General features: G+C 58.0%; 16 protein-coding genes. 10 read left to right on the top strand and 6 right to left on the bottom strand.

Annotation, left to right across the window (positions count from 1 at the left end):
* Positions 1 to 28: 28 nt before the first annotated feature.
* Complete coding sequence (gene rsxA / locus A8B84_RS18885) at positions 29 to 610, bottom strand: electron transport complex subunit RsxA (RefSeq protein WP_064230563.1); 582 nt, start codon at positions 608 to 610, stop codon at positions 29 to 31.
* A 44-nt stretch (positions 611 to 654) separates the two neighbouring features.
* A complete protein-coding gene (gene metG / locus A8B84_RS18880) occupies positions 655 to 2,685 on the bottom strand; it encodes a methionine--tRNA ligase (RefSeq protein WP_064230564.1) in 2,031 nt (676 codons plus the stop codon).
* A gap of 198 nt (positions 2,686 to 2,883) precedes the next feature.
* Here metG and apbC point away from each other — a divergent pair, with 198 nt between their 5' ends.
* The 4 genes from apbC to A8B84_RS18860 all read left to right on the top strand — a co-directional run bounded on the left by apbC (position 2,884) and on the right by A8B84_RS18860 (position 6,769).
* Positions 2,884 to 3,984, top strand: coding sequence for an iron-sulfur cluster carrier protein ApbC (gene apbC, locus A8B84_RS18875; RefSeq protein ID WP_064230565.1), 1,101 nt, complete (start codon positions 2,884 to 2,886; stop codon positions 3,982 to 3,984).
* 270 nt (positions 3,985 to 4,254) lie between these two features.
* Complete coding sequence (dcd, locus tag A8B84_RS18870; protein ID WP_064230566.1) at positions 4,255 to 4,821, top strand: dCTP deaminase; 567 nt, start codon at positions 4,255 to 4,257, stop codon at positions 4,819 to 4,821.
* On the top strand, positions 4,818 to 5,417 hold the full coding sequence (locus tag A8B84_RS18865; protein WP_064230567.1) for a YjaG family protein: 600 nt from the start codon (positions 4,818 to 4,820) through the stop codon (positions 5,415 to 5,417). The genes dcd and A8B84_RS18865 overlap by 4 nt, the downstream gene beginning before the upstream one ends.
* 74 nt (positions 5,418 to 5,491) lie before the next feature.
* The gene (locus tag A8B84_RS18860; RefSeq protein WP_064230568.1) at positions 5,492 to 6,769 is read left to right on the top strand and encodes a valine--pyruvate transaminase; all 1,278 of its coding nucleotides are present in this window, start codon (positions 5,492 to 5,494) and stop codon (positions 6,767 to 6,769) included.
* On the opposite strand, the gene A8B84_RS18855 is transcribed toward A8B84_RS18860, so the two are convergent.
* From A8B84_RS18855 to purM, 3 genes are all read right to left on the bottom strand, one after another.
* Positions 6,766 to 7,500 carry a DUF3108 domain-containing protein gene (locus tag A8B84_RS18855; protein ID WP_064230569.1) on the bottom strand — a complete coding sequence of 245 codons (735 nt, stop codon included), beginning with the start codon at positions 7,498 to 7,500 and terminating at the stop codon, positions 6,766 to 6,768. The genes A8B84_RS18860 and A8B84_RS18855 overlap by 4 nt on opposite strands.
* A gap of 90 nt (positions 7,501 to 7,590) precedes the next feature.
* Positions 7,591 to 8,253, bottom strand: a complete 663-nt coding sequence (purN, locus tag A8B84_RS18850; protein WP_064230570.1) for a phosphoribosylglycinamide formyltransferase — start codon at positions 8,251 to 8,253, stop codon at positions 7,591 to 7,593.
* Entirely contained in the window at positions 8,250 to 9,314 is a 1,065-nt protein-coding gene (gene purM / locus A8B84_RS18845) for a phosphoribosylformylglycinamidine cyclo-ligase (protein WP_064230634.1), read from the bottom strand. Before purM ends, purN begins: the two co-directional genes overlap by 4 nt.
* A 159-nt stretch (positions 9,315 to 9,473) precedes the next feature.
* Between purM and A8B84_RS18840 the strand changes: the two genes are divergently transcribed.
* Genes A8B84_RS18840 through A8B84_RS18820 form a run of 5 tightly spaced genes read left to right on the top strand, consistent with a single transcriptional unit; the run spans position 9,474 to position 13,294 of the window.
* Complete coding sequence (locus A8B84_RS18840) at positions 9,474 to 10,811, top strand: DUF2066 domain-containing protein (protein WP_227512899.1); 1,338 nt, start codon at positions 9,474 to 9,476, stop codon at positions 10,809 to 10,811.
* 21 nt (positions 10,812 to 10,832) lie between these two features.
* Positions 10,833 to 11,393, top strand: coding sequence for a CDP-alcohol phosphatidyltransferase family protein (locus A8B84_RS18835; protein WP_064230571.1), 561 nt, complete (start codon positions 10,833 to 10,835; stop codon positions 11,391 to 11,393).
* Positions 11,390 to 12,088 carry a DnaA regulatory inactivator Hda gene (gene hda / locus A8B84_RS18830; protein ID WP_064230572.1) on the top strand — a complete coding sequence of 233 codons (699 nt, stop codon included), beginning with the start codon at positions 11,390 to 11,392 and terminating at the stop codon, positions 12,086 to 12,088. Before A8B84_RS18835 ends, hda begins: the two co-directional genes overlap by 4 nt.
* A 60-nt stretch (positions 12,089 to 12,148) precedes the next feature.
* Positions 12,149 to 12,946, top strand: a complete 798-nt coding sequence (locus A8B84_RS18825) for a ParA family protein (RefSeq protein WP_064230573.1) — start codon at positions 12,149 to 12,151, stop codon at positions 12,944 to 12,946.
* Positions 12,947 to 12,958: 12 nt separating this feature from the next.
* On the top strand, positions 12,959 to 13,294 hold the full coding sequence (locus tag A8B84_RS18820; protein ID WP_064230574.1) for a YqcC family protein: 336 nt from the start codon (positions 12,959 to 12,961) through the stop codon (positions 13,292 to 13,294).
* On the opposite strand, the gene nadC is transcribed toward A8B84_RS18820, so the two are convergent.
* Positions 13,295 to 14,134, bottom strand: a complete 840-nt coding sequence (gene nadC / locus A8B84_RS18815; protein ID WP_064230575.1) for a carboxylating nicotinate-nucleotide diphosphorylase — start codon at positions 14,132 to 14,134, stop codon at positions 13,295 to 13,297.
* Between the two features lie 223 nt (positions 14,135 to 14,357).
* On the opposite strand from nadC, the gene A8B84_RS18810 reads away from it, so the two are divergent.
* Positions 14,358 to 16,667: a DUF1631 domain-containing protein gene (locus tag A8B84_RS18810; protein WP_064230576.1), complete on the top strand. Its 2,310-nt coding sequence runs from the start codon at positions 14,358 to 14,360 to the stop codon at positions 16,665 to 16,667.
* Positions 16,668 to 16,696 lie beyond the last annotated feature (29 nt).

Below are 16,696 nucleotides of genomic sequence, written 5' to 3'. Positions count from 1 at the left end.
ACCTGTTACTCCTAATCCCGCCGGCCGGTCAAACGCTGACCAGGCCGCCAAAGCCCAGGAAAGCCAGAGCCATCAGACCTGCCGTAACCAGACCGATGGCAGCACCGCGAAAGGCAACCGGCACGTCGGCCACGGCGATGCGCTCACGCATGGCCGCGAACAGCACCAGAACCATGGAAAAGCCCGCTGCTGCGCCGAATCCATAAAGAACCGACTCAACAAAGTTGTTGTTCTTGTTGATGTTCAGAAGGGCAACGCCGAGCACCGCGCAGTTCGTGGTGATCAGCGGAAGGAAAATACCCAGCACCCGATAAAGCAACGGGCTTGTCTTGCGAACCACCATCTCTGTGAACTGCACCACCACGGCGATCACCAGAATGAACGTGATGGTCCTCAGAAACGCCAGATCCAGCGGCTCAAGCAGATAGGTATAGGCAAGGTAGCTGCACACTGAGGCCAGGGTCAGCACGAATGTGGTGGCCAGCGACATACCCATGGCCGTTTCCAGCTTGCTGGAAACGCCCATGAACGGGCACAGGCCCAGGAACTGAACCAGTACAAAATTGTTCACCAGAATGGTGCTGACCAGAATCAGCAGATATTCGGTCATTTACCTTGCTCCATTGGGCCCCTGCCAGCGTTGCCCGGCCGCCCTTACATAATCCGCATGCCGGGGGTGGCGCCGGAATCCGGGGACAGGATAAAGATATCCTTGCCACCGGGGCCTGCCGCCAGAACCATGCCCTCGGACATCCCGAACTTCATCTTCCGCGGTTTCAGGTTGGCGACCATGACCGTCAGGCGTCCTTCGAGATCTTCGGGCTTGTAGGCTGACTTGATACCAGCAAACACGTTGCGCTCGCCATGCCCTACGTCAAGGGTGAGGCGAAGAAGTTTGTCGGCACCTTCTACGTGCTCGGCTTTGACAATTTTAACGACGCGAAGATCCACTTTCGCGAAATCGCCAAATTCTATTTCATCCGTAATGGGCTCAAGATTGGCAGCAGGTGCCGGTTTGCCGGTCGCTGCAGGCAACTCCTCCTTGGAAGCGTCCAGCATTTTCTCGATCTGGGCCATGTCCACACGGTTCATCAGCGGCTTGAACTTGTTGATACCGTGGTTTTCCAGGCGCTCGCTACGCTGGTTCCAGTCCAGCGGTGCATTCAGGAACGCCTCGGAAGCCTTGGCGGTCTCCGGCAGTACCGGCGCCAGGTACGTCATCAGAAGATGGAACATGTTGATGGCATTGGTACAGATGGCCTGAAGATTCTCGTCCTGGCCTTCCTGCTTGGCGATCACCCACGGCTGCTCGTCGTTAACATACTGGTTGGCAATGTCGGCCAGTTCCATGATCCGGCGCATCGCGCGGCCAAATTCGCGGGTTTCGTAGAATTCCTCGATTTCCTTGCCGGCCTCGATGAATTCCTTCAGTTTGGCATGCTCGGTAACCTGTCCAAGCTGGCCGTCGAAGCGCTTGGTAATGAACCCGGCACTGCGGCTGGCAATGTTGACCACCTTGCCCACCAGATCCGAGTTCACACGGGCCGCAAAGTCTTCCAGGTTCAGGTCCATGTCATCCACGCTGCCGGTCAGCTTGGCGGCGAAGTAGTAGCGCAGGTATTCCGGGTTCAGATGGTCCAGGTAGGTGCGGGCCATGATAAACGTACCGCGGGACTTGGACATTTTTTTGCCGTTGACGGTGACAAAGCCGTGAGCCCAGACCGCAGTCGGCGTGCGGAAGCCGGCGTCGTGCAGCATGGACGGCCAGAACAGCGCGTGGAAATTGATGATGTCCTTGCCGATGAAATGGTAGACCTCGGCGGTGGAGTCAGCCTTCCAGAAGTGCTCGAAATCGATGCCTTCGCGGTTGCAGAGGTTCTTGAAGCTGGCCAGGTAGCCGATCGGCGCGTCCAGCCACACGTAGAAGTACTTGCCGGGCGCATCCGGAATTTCGAAACCGAAGTAGGGCGCATCGCGGCTGATGTCCCATTCCTGAAGTCCGGCATCCAGCCATTCCGCCAGTTTGTTGGCGACCTGGGGCTGAAGTGTGCCGCTGCGGGTCCACTTGGCAAGAAAGTCCTGGAAATCCGGCAGCTTGAAGAAATAGTGCTCGGACTCTTTCTCGATCGGTGTGGCGCCGGAAACCGCCGAACGGGGGTTGATCAGCTCGGCAGGCGTGTAGGTGGCACCACAGGCCTCGCAGTTATCACCGTACTGGTCCTCGGTCTTGCACTTGGGGCAGGTGCCCTTGATGAACCGGTCCGCCAGGAACATGTTCTTTTCCGGGTCGTAGGACTGGGTGATCTTGCGCGTGGCAATGTGCCCGTTTTCCTGCAGCTGACGGTAGATGTACTCCGAGAACTGGCGGTTCTCCTCGGAATGCGTGGTGTAATAGTTATCAAAGCGGATATGGAACCCGGCGAAATCTTCCTGGTGCTCCTCGCGGATCCGGTCGATCAGCTGCTCGGACGTAATACCTTCCCGCTCGGCGCGGAGCATAATGGCGGTGCCATGGGCATCGTCGGCGCAAACGTAGAAACAATTCTGGCCCCGCATCTTCTGGTAGCGCACCCAGATGTCGGTCTGAATGTATTCCAGCAGGTGCCCGAGATGGATAGGGCCGTTGGCGTACGGCAGGGCGCTGGTAACCAGAATATCGCGCTGTTGCTTGCTCGCTTGCGTCATGGTGATGTCCGAACCTTATGTTGACACGGGTTGGAAAGACAAAACGGGGAACTGGTGGCTGTCTTGATTGATTGCCCCAGGTAAAGACCCCATATGGTCAGAAACGGGCACAGATGATACCTTCCGAGCAGATAATTTTCACCCGAATCACCTGTTTCCGTGCTTAAAATCGAGCATGAGCTTATTCCGGAGAACCCGATGACACAGATTTCTGAGCAGGCCCTGCAAACAGCGGTTCGCCAATACCGTGACCCGTACCTGAACAAGGACCTCTACGAACTGGGTGCCGTTAAATCCCTGAATGCCGATGAGAGCGGAAACGTCACCCTCATGGTCGAGCTGCCATACCCCTCGAAAGGCATCGCCGGCGCCCTGAATCAGCTGGTGGGCAACGCCCTGGAAGACGTCGACGGGGTAGAAAGTGTGGACGTCCACGTAGGCCAGAAAATCCACTCCTACAAAGTCCAGAAGGACCTTCCTTCGGTGCCCGGCGTAAAAAACATCATTGCCGTCGCCTCCGGCAAGGGTGGCGTCGGTAAATCCACCACCGCCGTCAACCTGGCCCTGGCGCTCCAGGCCGAAGGCGCCCGGGTCGGCATCCTCGACGCCGACATCTACGGCCCCAGCATCGGCATGATGCTCGGCGTGCCCGAAGGCAAGCGCCCCGATACCCGCGAAAACAAATACTTCGTGCCCATGGACGCCCACGGCCTCCAGGCCAACTCCATGGCTTTTGTCGTTACCGAGAAAACCCCCATGGTCTGGCGCGGCCCCATGGTCAGCGGCGCCGTGATGCAACTGCTCCAGCAGACCCTCTGGAACGAACTCGACTACCTTATCGTCGACATGCCCCCCGGCACCGGCGATATCCAGCTCACCCTGGCCCAGAAAGTCCCGGTAACCGGCGCCGTTATCGTCACCACACCCCAGGACATCGCTTTGCTGGACGGCAAGAAAGGCATCGAAATGTTCCGCAAAGTCGACATCCCGGTGCTTGGCGTGGTTGAAAACATGAGCGTCCACATCTGCAGCAACTGCGGCCACGAAGAACCCCTCTTCGGCCACGGCGGCGGCGAACGCATCGCAGAAGAATACGACACCACACTCCTTGGCCAGCTGCCCCTGCACATGACCATCCGCGAACAGACCGACGGCGGCACCCCCTCGGTGATCGCCGAACCGGACTCCGAAGTGGCCCGTCGGTACCGGGATATCGCGAGAAGAGTAGGGGCCGAGCTCTCGACCCGCGAGCGGAACCTCTCCGGTTCGATCTCAAGCGTTTCAGTGACCGAACACTGACCGGATTCGCAAGCGGGCTTGCACGCGGTCCGATCCCGGGCGCAGGAAAAGCCGTCCAAAAATGTTGGAGGCCATGGATGGCCGGAAACAAGCGCACATGGACGTGCTCGTAGCGGTTTTTGGACGGCTTTTCCTGTGACCGCAGCCTCCAAGCTCAAGCAAAGCAGCCCCCAAGCTCAAGCAAATAAGTAAGCCGCTGAAGCTTCGACAGACCTTCAGGGAACAGGTAAACTACGCCCCAATTTTCCCAGTGGATACGAGACTTCGCCAATGAGCATCAAATCCGACAAGTGGATTCGCCGGATGTCCGAACAACACGGCATGATCGAACCGTATGAAAGCGGACAGGTTCGTGAAACCGAAAAAGGCCGCGTGATCTCCTACGGCACCTCCAGCTACGGCTACGACGTACGCTGCAGCAACGAATTCAAAATCTTCACCAACGTCCACTCCGCCACCGTGGACCCGAAGAACTTCGACGAAAACAGCTTCGTCAACTACACCGGCGACGTCTGCATCATCCCGCCGAACTCCTTTGCACTGGCCCGCACGGTTGAGTACTTCCGCATCCCGCGAAGCGTACTGACCATTTGCCTGGGCAAGTCCACCTACGCTCGTTGCGGCATCATCGTCAACGTCACCCCGCTGGAGCCGGAATGGGAAGGCCAGGTTACCCTGGAATTTTCCAACACCACCAACCTGCCGGCGAAGATCTACGCCAACGAAGGCGTCGCCCAGATGCTGTTCTTCGAATCCGACGAGATCTGTGAAACCAGCTACAAAGACCGGGGCGGCAAATATCTTGGCCAGACCGGCGTGACCCTGCCCAGGACATGAACGCCAACCAGTTCCTGAAAGCCGTTTCACAGCTGCAGGGCTGGCGCGAATGCGCCTTCCTGCTGGCTCTGGCCGAGCGCTCATTCCCGAACTACGCCCTGTTTGCCGATGCCATGGGCCTGAAGACCGGTGCCAAAATGCGCCAGCTTCTGGATCTGGCCTGGGGCATGCTTCAGAAAGACGTCGCCGAATCCGCCATTCCCCAGTTGCTCGCCAAACTGGAAGCCCTGTCGCCGGACGTGGACGCCTACGACGCCTACGGTGTTTACCCGGCCTTCGACTTCTGTCAGCTGCTGGAGCAGGCGCTGCTGAACCGCCTGAATCCCTCAAAACACCGCGCTACCGATGCGTCACAGATGGCTACCGGAACCGTGATGAACTTTATTGAGCTGTCCGAAGGGGAAGACCTGGAGGAAGACGAACTCGTCCGTCTGCTTGATCATCACCCGTTGATGAAAGAAGACAAGACCTTCCAGCGGGACCTGATCCTGGAGCTGAAGCGCCAACGCACGCCGACCGATCAGTTCGTGGCCCGTCTCCGGGAGGATGCAGCCAACGAGGGTGTCAGTAACCTTGGCATTTCGCTTACCGAATAAACGTTGGCGAGCGAGCAAGCTACACTTCCGGTATTACCCGATATTTTCAGATTAGGTCAGATGGATTTTACCCCATGAAACTCTCTGCTTTTGGTCGCAAGTTCACCGCCGATGCCGGCATCACGTCTCTGATGGATGACCTGGGTAATGCCATGGCATCCGGCGACGACATGATCATGATGGGTGGCGGTAATCCGGGGCACATTCCCGAGATCCAACAGAGAGTTCAGGAAATTCTGGCTGATATGAGCCGTAACGAGGGCGACGTGCGTCGCCTGGTCGGCATCTACGATCCGCCCCAGGGCGAAAAGCAGTTTATCGCCTCGCTCGCCGAACTGCTTAACCGGGAATATGGCTGGGGCCTGAAGCCCGAGAACATTGCCCTGACCAACGGCAGCCAGGCGGCCTTCTTCATGCTGTTCAACATGTTTGGCGGCGATTATGGTGAAGGTCACCGCAAGCACATCCTCTTACCCCTGGCGCCCGAGTACATCGGCTACGCCGACGCCGGCATCGAACCGGGCCTGTTCCATGCGGTGCAGCCGGACATTTCGTTCACCGATGCCCACGAATTCAAGTACCGGGTGGATTTTGATGCCGTGGAGGTTACCGGCGAGACCGGCGCTATCTGTGTGTCACGCCCCACCAATCCGACTGGCAACGTCGTTACTGACGAAGAGCTTGCGCGGCTTGAAGAGCTCGCCCGACAACACGACATACCGCTGATCGTCGACGGCGCCTATGGCACACCGTTTCCCAGCCTGCTGTTCGTCGATGCAACGCCTACCTGGAACGACCAGATCATCCTCTGCCTGAGCCTTTCGAAGCTTGGTTTGCCGGCAGCGCGGACCGGTATCGTGATTGCGGCCCAGCCGGTGATCAAGGCGTTGTCAGGCATTAACGCCATTATGAATCTGGCGACGGGCAGTTTCGGTGCCATGTTGGCGGAGCCTCTGGTTCGCTCCGGTGAGATTCTGTCCCTGAGCCGGGATGTGGTTTGCCCCTTCTACAAGGCGAAGATGGAGCGGGCGGTGTCTGCTTTCCGGGAGGCCATGGGGGAGGACAGTTGCCGCTGGTATGTCCATAAACCCGAAGGCGCCATGTTCCTGTGGCTCTGGTTTCCGGATCTGCCGATTACCAGCCTTGAGTTGTATCAGCGGCTGAAAAGCCGGGGTGTTCTGGTGGTTTCCGGGCACTATTTCTTCCCGGGGCTGCCGGAAGATGGCTGGAGGCACCGGCACGAATGCCTGCGCGTGACTTATTCCCAGGACGACGACCGGGTTGCCGAGGGTCTGCGGATGATCGCCGATGAGGTCAAGGCCGTCTGGCGGGAGGCCGGGCGCGATTTCTAGCGCTCGAACTCCGCTTCCTTGAGTTTCAGTTCGTAAGTGCTGCCGTCCGGCTCCACCTGTCTGAGCCGGACGAGCAGGAAATTCTGTTCCGGTGAGAACCACATCAGAGTCTGGCGCTTCGAGTCCTCGCGAACTTTCTCCGCCTTGAGGGTGCTCCTTTGTTGGCTGCCGGTACTCATTTTCTCGCCATTGATCACCGCGAAGCGATCGGTGTCGATGGAATTTCCGTCGAGCACCCGATAGGTCATCTCCCGCTTACCGTTCTTGATGTCCTGGTGCAGCTGAAGCTGATAACCCAGTGGATCCAGCAGGCCTTCTTCCAGTTCCAGCTCAAAGGGCTTTCCTTTGTATTCCCCGGTCGCAATGCCTGCAGACCAGTCAAAGTCGATGGAGTTCTTGCGGTCGCTGACCAGAAATCCGGATAAGCGATACCGGTATCTCATGGGTATGACTTGATCGTCTTCCCAGCGAAAAACCAGGGATTCATCGATACTGACGATAAAGGAGTCCACATCCGTGCGGTACAGCCAGACGTCGTTGCCCTGGGAGGTGAGTGTGCGCTTTGAAGTACCATTGAGGGATAGGCCTTTTTCCATGGCCGCGGTGTAGCTGGCCTCAAAAGGAACCAGCCCCGCTTCGGTCTCTGCGTGCAGAGTGACCGGCCAGGCCAGAATGCCGAGGCAGGTCAGCAAGGCCACGCAGCCTATTCTGCTGAGTTGTCGTGAAAGCATCTTGTTAAACCCGAACCATTACCGTCATCAATGGCGACAGTGTAGCTGCTCGGGCAGGATGCGGGGATGACAATTCGTTCAGGCGATGTATCAGTTGTCCGGCAGGCGCATTGGGGCGTTCAAAGGTTCGCCGTCGAACAGCACGTAATCGCTGCCCAGTTGAATCCGGCCTTCGCAAAACCAGCGCACAACGATGGGGTAGAGGATATGTTCCTTGGCCTGTACCTTCTCTGCGAGGCTTTCGGGAGTGTCATCGGAAGCAATCGAAACTTCTGCCTGAGCAATCACGGGGCCGCCATCCAGCTCTTCGGTAACGAAGTGGATAGAAACGCCGTGAACCGTATCGCCCGCCTCCAGTGCCCGGCGGTGAGTGTTCAGCCCGGTGTATTTTGGCAGCAGCGAAGGGTGAATGTTCAGCATTTTGCCTCGAAACGCCCGAACGAAATCCGTGGTCAGAATCCGCATGAATCCTGCCAGCACAATCACGTCCGGATTGTAGCGGAGGATTTCTGCCATCAGGGAGGCGTCAAACTCGTCCCGGGATTCGAAATTCTTGTGGTTTACCACAAAGGTTTCGATATTGGCCTGGGCCGCACGTTCCAGTGCAAAAGCGCCAGGCTGGTTGCAGCCGACAGCAACGATCTGTCCGGGGAAGTCCCGCTCACGGTTGGCATCAATCAGAGCCTGCAGGTTGGTGCCACTGCCAGAGGCGAGCACCAGGATTTTCGGCAAAGGGGTCTGATCTGCCTTCATGCCGACAGCAACCCTGGTGCGTAGCGAACGCAAGCATCTGCTTCTTCGTTATCTGCACGTTCGATCAAGCCTACCTGCCAGGCGTGCTCACCCAGTGCTTTCAGGGTATCCAGGGCCAGTTCTTTCTGGTTGGCGGGCACGCAGACAATCATGCCGATACCGCAGTTGAACGTGCGGTACATTTCTTCGCTGGCAACGCCGCCGTTATTCTTGAGCCATTGGAATACCGGGGGCAGCGACCAGCTGTCGGTATCAATGGCCGCAATGGTACCGTTCGGCAGCACCCTGGGAATATTTTCCGGCAGGCCACCACCGGTAATGTGGGAAAGTGCCCGGACGTCCACTTCGCGAATCAGTTGCAGAAGGTTCTTCACATAGATTCGGGTCGGTGCCATCAGGGCATTGGCCAGGGTAGTGTCGCCCATTGGCTGGTCGAGGTCGGCGTTGCTGACTTCCAGAATTTTCCGGATCAGGGAGTAGCCGTTGGAGTGGGGGCCGGAGGAGCCCAGGGCAATCAGCACGTCTCCGGCCTGGACGCGGCCGCCGTCAATAATCTCGCTGCGCTCGGCAACGCCTACGCAGAAGCCAGCCAGATCGTAGTCGTCGCCTTCGTACATGCCCGGCATCTCGGCGGTTTCGCCGCCGACCAGCGCACAGCCAGCCTGCTCGCAGCCCTCGCCGATTCCGGCAACCACCTGAGTGGCAACGTCTACGTTCAGCTTGCCAGTCGCGTAGTAGTCGAGGAAGAAAAGCGGTTCAGCGCCGCCGACAACCAGATCGTTTACGCACATGGCGACCAGATCGATGCCGATGCTGTCGTGCTTGTCCAGTTGCATGGCCAGTCTGAGCTTTGTGCCCACTCCGTCGGTGCCGGAAACCAGAACCGGTTCGTTATATCCGGCGGGGATGGAGACCATGGCGCCGAAGCCGCCGAGACCGCCAAGAACCTCGGGGCGGCGGGTGCGCGCGGCGGTGTCCTTGATTCGGCTGACGAGTTCATTGCCGGCATCAATATCTACGCCAGCATCGCGGTAGGTCAGGGAGGGCTTCTGTTCGCTCATGGTGTACTTAACCGTTGGCCAGTGGGTCAGGCGGCGGATTTTAACAGGTGCGGTGTGGCGCTCCAAATGTATATTGCTTTTCCGAAATCCGGGGCCGCTACTCACACCTTGGGGCATGGTGTATCCTATGCGCCATTCATGCGAATTGCAGGGTGTTTCATGTCAGTATCAGGACAAAAGCCGGCACAGAGGTCTGTATCCCCGGCGTGGTTCTTTGCGCTGTTTGCTTTTCTGCTGGTCGGGTTTTCCGCCCAGGTAACCGCAGTGACCGTTTCCGGTCTTTATTCGGCCAAAGTACCGGTGGAAGGATCGTCGCCGGGTCAGCTGGCCCAGGGCTATGCGGATGGCCTGAGCCAGGTGTTGGTGAGGGTTTCTGGTACCCGCGACGTGCTTGCGATGGAAGGCGTTCAAACACTGCTGTCCGATGCCGAGTCGCTTCTGCTTTCCTATCAGGTTGCCCGGGATGAGTCCGGCCAGAGTGTTCTGAGCATGTCCTTCGGAGCGGTCGGGGTGAACCGCGCGCTGGCCTCAATCAACGCGCCGGTGTGGGGTGCTAACAGACCGCTCACGTTGGCCTGGATTGCTGCCGAGGACCGTGGCTCGCGAACACTCGTGACCCGGTCTGACGCAGGCGCCGGGCAGGAAAACTCTGCAAGCTGGCGGGCTGCGTTCGATGAGGCTGCCAGGAAGCGGGGCTTGCCGGTGGCACTGCCGCCAGCGGATTTCGCCGCAGACCGGGAATTGTTGTCGGATATCTGGGGGCAGTTTATTGGCCGTGTTAAGTCCGCCTCCGAGGACCTGGATCACGATGTGCTAGCCGTGGTGCGGGTCAGCCGTGCTGGCGGGCAATGGCGTGCCGGTTGGGTGTTCGATGGTATGGCCATGAATGCTGGCGAAGAGTCAGTGACCGCACAGACTCCAGAAGCATTGGCAGAGGCGATGATTAATCGCTGGGCCGAGCTGTACGCCAGCCGATACGCCGTGGCTGCTGCGGAAGTGGGGGATTCCCCGCAAGTGGATATTGTTCTGCGCGGCGTAACCTCACTGGAAGACTACGCCCGAGCCAATAAGGTGCTGGAGGGGCTGACACCGGTTGTCAGTGTCGGTGCCCACAGGGTGCGCGATGAACAACTTACCCTGCGTGTGGCTTTTTCCGGTGAGCTGGACCAGCTTCGCGAGTACATCGCCCTGGATCCACGCTTTGTTCCGATGGAGTCAGACGTTCCGGCCGAACCGTCCGATGCTGCCCGCATAACAGCCGACCCGGTGGCGTCGTCTTCGACAAATGCCGAAGAAACGCCCGAAAGCCAGGAAGCGCAACCGGTGGAGGGGGATCAGCAGACCTCAGCTGAAGAATCTGAGGAGACTTCCTTGTATACCTACCAGCCGGTGCCCGTTGATGAGGAAGAGGCCAGAGAGGCGTTCGAATCCCTGTACCAGGTTCTGTATTATCGTTGGCAACCGTCTTCTGTCATCGGGAGCGATGGCGGCGAATAAGGTGTAACCGGAGGGAGTCTTTTGAATTTGCACCGCTGGCGCTGGATTCCCAATGCCCTGACGTTCCTGCGTATTCTTCTGATCGCTCCCTTCGCGGGAGCGTTATTGACCGGAGATTATCGCCGTGCGTTGCTGATATTCTTTCTGGCAGCCGGCACAGACGCGGTTGACGGCTTCCTTGCCCGGCATTTCAATTGGCGTTCCAGGCTTGGTGCAATTGCAGATCCTCTTGCCGACAAGGCCTTGCTGATCACCGCGTACCTGATGCTTACCCTCACCGCTGTTCTGCCAGTGTGGCTGTTTCTGCTGGTGTTGGGGCGTGATCTGCTGATTGTGGTCGGCGCCCTTGCCTACCACTACAAGGTTGGTCGATACGATATGGAGCCCAGCATTCCCGGCAAGGTCAATACTTTTATCCAGATTCTTGTAGCCCTGGCCATCATCGTGCTTCTGGCGGACCTGCCGATGCAGCCTTGGGTGGTGGATGCCGGCATTCTCCTGGTTGCTGTCTCCACAGTGTTCAGCGGGGGGCATTACCTGTTTGTGTGGGGCTTGCGGGCCTGGAGGGCTACCCGGCCATGACCGCATCCCAGTTGGTGCTCGGGGTTAAGCTGCGTGACGACGCCCGATTCGACAATTTCCATGGCGACCGGAACACGGGAGCAGCCCAGCGCCTTGAAAGCGTTTGTCAGCAACCTGATGATGTTCCGGTGGTTGTTCTGTGTGGTGATGCCGATACCGGCAAAAGCCATCTTTTGCAGGCGGTTTGCCACCTGGGTGAAAAGCAGGGCAGGGCTGCGGTCTGTATCAGCATTGCAGAGCTCGAGCCTTTTGGTCCTGATGCTCTGTCGGGGCTTGAGACCCATGACATCGTCTGTCTGGACGACATCGACCGCATCGCCGGTCAGCGGATGTGGGAAGAGGCCATTTTTCATCTCTATAACCGGATACACGACCGTGGCGGCCTTTTGCTGGTAAGTTTAGCGGATTTGCCGGCCAGTTTGCCCTTCGAGTTGCCGGATCTGGTCTCCAGGTTCAGCCATGGGCTGATCATCCAGTTGGGTATCTACCGGGATGAGGACCGCCTGACCATTCTCAGGGCCCGTGCCGAGAAGCGGGGCCTGGTGATGGCGGATGATGTAGCCAGCTATATAATGCGCCGGGCGCCTCGTAGGCTCGGTGATTTGCTGGGGATTCTGGATATACTGGATGAAAATTCACTTCAGGCACAGCGACGGCTTACTATCCCGTTTGTGAAAACAGTGATGGGGTGGTGAGTTGGAATGGGTTCATCGCAGGGCAGAAAACGATAACGAATTCATCAAGGGAGAGGCAAAATGAGACGGGTGGTATTCAACCAGAAAGGCGGTGTCGGCAAGTCCAGTATCACGTGCAATCTCGCAGCGATCAGCGCCGCTCGTGGAAAGCGAACCCTGGTCGTGGATCTCGATCCCCAGGGAAACTCCACCCACTACCTGCTGGGCAAGCCGGCCAGCGAACTCAAGGATACCGTTGCGGATATGCTGGAGCAGACGGTGGCCTTTACCGTGTTCAACCGCCGTCCGGACGAATTTGTCCACGCCTCACCATTCAAGAACCTGTTTGTGATGCCTTCCAGTCCGGAGCTGGACTTCCTGGAGCGCAAGCTGGAAGCCAAGCACAAGATCTACAAGCTGAGAGAGGCTCTGAAAAAGCTCGGTGAATCCTTCGATGCAATCTACATCGACACAGCGCCCGCGCTGAATTTTTATACGCGCTCTGCGCTGATTGCCGCTCAGCGCTGCCTGATACCCTTCGATTGTGATGATTTTTCCCGCCAGGCCCTTTACAACATTCTCAATGAAATCCGAGACCTTCAGGAAGATCACAACGAAGATCTGGTGGTTGAGGGAATTGTTGCCAACCAGTTCCAGCCTCGCGCCAGCCTGCCAAAGCAGCTGGTCAGGGAGCTTATCGAAGAAGGCTTGCCGGTTTTGCCGGTGCGGCTCTCAAGTTCCGTGAAGATGAAAGAATCCCATCAGAGCCGGCAGCCACTGATTCATATGGCGCCCAAGCACCCGTTGACTCGCCAGTACGAAGACCTGTTCCGGGTTCTGCATGGCGAAACCGTGGAGCTTGAGCCTCTCACCGACTGAAGCGAGATTGATATGACCGAATCCGGTGACCCGATCGGGCAGGTGGCGGATTGCCTGCTGAACATAGAGATGGAGTTGCGGCAACTCGGGCTTTGGGAGTCCGAGCCACCACCGGAAGAGGCTTTCCAGAGTGCCCAGCCGTTTTGCATTGATACGCTGGAGTTTACCCAGTGGCTGCAATTTGTCTTTGTGGAAAAAATGAAGATCATTATTGAAAATGACCACCCCTTGCCTTCGGCCTCCGGCATAGCACCCATGGCTGAGGAGCACTTCCGGGGGCGGCCCGAGTCCGGCAACAGGCTGGTCAGGGAACTGGAGGAAATCGACCGCCTTCTCAGCGGGGAGTGATCAGTCCAGTCTCATTGACAGGTCGACAGCCTTCACATCCTTGGTCAGCGCGCCAATCGAGACGAAGTCCACCCCAGTCTCGGCGATCGGCACCAGGGTGTCGGCGTTGATTCCCCCGGAGGCCTCAAGCTTTGCCTTGCCTTGGGTGGTGGCAACCGCCGTTCGCATATCTTCAAGTGAGAATTCATCCAGCATGATGATGTCGGCGCCCGCCTTCAGGGCTTGCGCCAGCTCGTCAAGGTTCTCGGTTTCCACTTCAACCGGTTTGCCCGGGGCAATCCTGTGGGCGGCCTCGATGGCTTCGGCAATCGAGCCGCAGGCGGCAATATGATTTTCCTTGATCAGGAAGGCATCCCAGAGCCCGATGCGGTGATTGAAGCAACCGCCACAGGTAACGGCGTATTTCTGTGCCAGGCGCAGGCCCGGCAGGGTTTTGCGGGTATCCAGCAGTCGTACATTGGTGTGGGCAACCCGGGCGGCATAGCTGGCGCAAGTGGTAGCAACCCCGGACAGGGTCTGAAGCCAGTTCAGGGCGGCGCGTTCGGCGCTCAGCAAGCTTCTGGCAGGGCCCTGCATGTTAAACAGTACCTGATCCGGTGAAACGGTTTCGCCATCGGATACCTGCCAGGTGAGCTCGACGGCCGGATCTACCTGCCGGAAAACCTCGTTTACCCACTCCTTGCCCGAAATCGTTGCGGTTTCTCGGGTAATCACGCGGCCTTTCGCCTGTTTGTCGGCGGGTATCAGTTTGGCCGTGACGTCACCATCACCAATATCTTCCCGCAGGCTCTGGGCAACATTCTCGATTCTGGCCTGACGAAGGAGTTCAGGGGGGATCATAGGGCAAAGTGTCCGATGCAGTGGGTTGTAGGCTTTTGAGGCTGTCAATTCTAATGGGCTGCTGGTGAATCGCCAAACTCTTGAGTCCAGACTGCTAAACTGTGATGCAGGTCAGGTATACACAAAAGGTGACAAATTCTGACACAACCTGACGTGGGCAGCTCGTATCATGTGAAGTGGATAATCAAACAGGCATTTGTGCGATAGAAGGCGGAGCAGCGACATGGTGCACGATAACAAGGTTGTCAGCTTTTTAGGCCAGAAGCCGCCCGCCCGGTTTGCATTGCCTGCAGCCCTCGTCCGCCTGCGTGACGCATCGGGTCAGTCCCTCAAATCCGTTCTTGCCAGTTTTTTCGATCGTGCCGATGATGCCCTGTTTGAACTCGCCGACAGAGCCGGCTCCAACCTCGACCAGACCGCCTATTTTGATGCCATGCGTGAGCTCAGGCTTCGCCGCAAGGCCATGGTGGTCTCGATCCTCCAGTACGTCAGCCAGGCTTTCAATGAAATCGGCAGGTTCCAGCCCCAACAAAGCGCCAGGACCCTGGATGAAGTTGACGAGGACTCTCTCAGCCTCGTTGACCATTCCCAGCTTGAGCAGCAGGTGGCAGTCGACAACCTCATAAATAAACTCCGGAACCGTTATACCGAACAGATCCGTCTGCTTACCGTCCGGGTTGGGCATCTGGTGCCGGGCATCGAGCTGAAAGACGCACAAATGCCGCTGAGCCCTGAGATCATCTGTGGCGGTGTTGCCGAGGCCTGTGCCGACCTCGACATTGATATCCGGGCCAAGCTGGTGGTTCTGAAGCTGTTTGATCGCCTGCTCGCCGATACCCTCGGTGATTTCTACAAAGAAGCCAATCGCACCTTGATTAAAGAGGGGGTCATGCCTGATATGAAGCGGCCTCCTGCCGGCAAAGCGCCTGCGCGCTCCGGTCAGCGCATGTCAGGGGAAAATTCAGCGCCGACAGGCGCCAGCGTTCAGGCCAGTTCCACCGACGAGAGCCAGGGTATGTCTCAATCGCAGGCCACATTCTCAGAGCTCAGTGCGCTGCTGCATCGAGGCGATGCTGGTGCTGCCAGCGGTGGTGCCCCCGCTGGCGAAGCTTACATTGACACTGATCGACTGATGGCGCGTCTTACCGAGGCCCAGTCGAGCAGTCGGCAATGGGGCGATGGTGCCGTTGTGCCACTTAACGAGCAGCTTCAACCCATCCTGCGCTCCGGTGACGGAAAAAGCCTTCATGTGGGGCAGGTAGACAGTGATGTGATCAATCTGGTTTCAATGCTATTTGACTTCATCCTGGAGGATCGTCAGTTGCATCCGGTGATGAAGGCGTTGATCGGTCGTCTGCAGATCCCGGTGCTGAAGGTGGCGTTGAGTGACAAAAACTTTTTCAATCGCGGCGGTCACCCGGTTCGCAAGCTGCTTAACGAGCTGGCGCTGTCAGCCATTGGTTGGACTGAGAAAAAGACAGGTCAAAGGGATCCACTTCGGGAAAAGATTGAGTCGGTGGTAGACCGGGTGCTTGGCGAATTCACCACCAACGTCAGTTTGTTCGAAGAGTTGCTTAAAGATTTCAGTCACTTCATGGATCTCGACCGCAGGCGTCGTGAGCTTGTGGAGCAACGTCTTCGGGATGCGGAAGAGGGGCGAGCCCGTCAGGAGCGGGCGTCCCAGGCGGCAGAAGGATTGGTACAGGAGCTGACTGAGCAGCGAGACATTCCAGAGCCGGTTGCCGGTCTTCTCAACGAAGCCTGGACCAAGTATCTGCAGTGGGTGGTTCTGCGGGAAGGTGAGGAAAGCGATCGCTGGCAGCATGCCCGGAACCTGACCGAACAGCTGGTGTGGAGTGTCGATCCGCGGCCGGTCAATGATTCCACCCGGGGAGAGCTTCTGCGGGCAATTCCAGCCATCGTGGATGACCTTCGCAAGGCGCTTCAGGAGATTTCCTGGGACCCCTTTGCCACCGATGCCGCCATTCGTGATCTGGAACTGGCACACGTGGATGTTTTCCAGCGGCTGGTAACCGCGCCGTCGCGTCCGGAATCACCAGCAGAACCTGAGGACCTGCCGCAGCCGGAAACCGAGCGTTCGGTCGAAACGCCTGTGGCCCCTCAAGCGCCAGTTGAGGAGTTGAAGCAAACTCCGGTTCCGGCAGAGCCCGTGGAGTCACCCGTTGCGGTGGTCAACGAAGCGCCTTCCGAAACGGGAGGGAAAACCGGAACAGAAGAGTCGGCTTCGGTATCGCCACAATGGCTGGAAAAGGCGGAGAGCCTCCGTGTAGGTTCCTGGATTGAGCTAACCCGCGACGAAACCAAGGTGCGCTGCAAACTTGCGGCCTTTATCAAGGCTACCGGCAAGTACATCTTTGTGAACCGCAGTGGTGCCAAGGTGGCCGAGTATCTGCGCCAGGAGCTGGCCGCAGACATGGAAGCCGGAAAAATCAGCATGCTGGATGATGGCCTGATTTTCGACCGGGCCCTGGAGTCGATCATCGACAACCTCCGCAGCAGCCGCAAGGACTGATTCGTAGTAACCGTGGCAACTTTGTGATT

It is taken from the genome of Marinobacter sp. EhC06 (assembly GCF_001650915.1).
Lineage (GTDB): Bacteria > Pseudomonadota > Gammaproteobacteria > Pseudomonadales > Oleiphilaceae > Marinobacter.
The sequence above is the reverse complement of the archived record's forward strand: the minus strand, read 5'-3'. Positions and strand labels throughout refer to the sequence as shown.